This is a genomic window from Pseudomonas sp. BAV 4579 (assembly GCF_009765395.1).
Taxonomy (GTDB): domain Bacteria; phylum Pseudomonadota; class Gammaproteobacteria; order Pseudomonadales; family Pseudomonadaceae; genus Chryseomonas; species Chryseomonas aestiva.
In genome coordinates this window covers 1-1,007 of the sequence record NZ_WHOV01000238.1, presented here as the reverse complement: position 1 = coordinate 1,007, position 1,007 = coordinate 1, and the positions used below count along the sequence as shown (strand labels likewise).

Sequence of the window (1,007 nt, the reverse complement as noted above, 5' to 3'; positions counted from 1 at the left end):
TTCTGCGACCGTGCACGGCATCCTGTGCGAGGTCCCCTATGAAGCGCCCTTCCCCCTCTCAAATGCTCGTCGCCACTGGCTTTGCAGCCTTGTCTGGTGCGTGCCTCTATCTCTACGTTGAGCTGTCCCATGTCAATCGCGACCTGAACGCCACAGCGGACCAGAACACGGTCCACGCCATCACCCAGCGTCTGGACAAGATGCAGGACCAGGTGGATGGCTTCGCCGGCAGCAAGCCGGTCCAGGATGCGGACTTCCGGGCGAGCCAGCAGGCGCTGTCGCAGCGAATCGATACCGCCCAGGCCATGCTGGTGGAGATCCAGCGCGCCAACCAGACCGCGCTCCAAGGGATGGCCCAGTCCGGCGACCTGGTCGTCCTCGAGGCCAAGCTCGAAGGCCTGCAAAACGATCTGGGGGACCTGCGCAAAAAAGCAGTGGAGCCGGCCAAGGCGCCGCCGCCACTGATCGTCCCCAAGCAGCGCAGCGCCCCGGCGATTGCGCGCAAGTCCGAGCCGGCCAAGCCGATCGAGACGCCTCCTCCCTTCACCGTGGTCGGCATCGAGTACCGCGGCGGTGAGCGCTTCCTCTCCGTCGCGCCGCCCGGCAGCACTCAGCTCAGCGAGCTCTACCTGGTGCGCCCGGGCGACAACGTCGGCGGTACCCGCTGGCGGCTGGCCAACCTCGATGACCGTCAGGCGCAGTTCAGCGTCGACGGCGCGACCCGCACCCTTTCTGTCAAGTAGTAGAGGCACCTCATGCGCCCCCAGTCCCTTCTCCTTCCGGCGAGCTTTGCGATCGCCCTCATCCTGCTCTCGCCGTCCGCACCAGCACTCACCGAAGACCTTGTCGCCCCCCAAGTCTTCTCGGGTGAAACGGGTAGCGCTGAGCGCCAAAGCGCGGTCCAGCGTAACGACAGTGCCATCGCCCAGGAATGGGGCCTGAGCAGTCAGGAATTCCAGCGCTACCGCACCCTGATGCAGGGGAGTCGCGGCGTTTATTCGCCCGGG

The 1,007-nt window shown here is 65.9% G+C and carries 1 protein-coding gene and 1 pseudogene; both read left to right on the top strand.

Going from position 1 to position 1,007, the window contains the following annotated elements; genetic code table 11:
* Positions 1 to 89: 89 nt before the first annotated feature.
* Positions 90 to 743 (top strand): methyl-accepting chemotaxis protein, encoded by a 654-nt coding sequence (locus GSQ95_RS25670; protein ID WP_158897132.1) that lies wholly within the window; start codon positions 90 to 92, stop codon positions 741 to 743.
* Positions 744 to 755: 12 nt separating this feature from the next.
* Positions 756 to 1,007 (top strand): annotated as a pseudogene (locus GSQ95_RS26345) (TIGR03759 family integrating conjugative element protein); the annotation flags it as partial.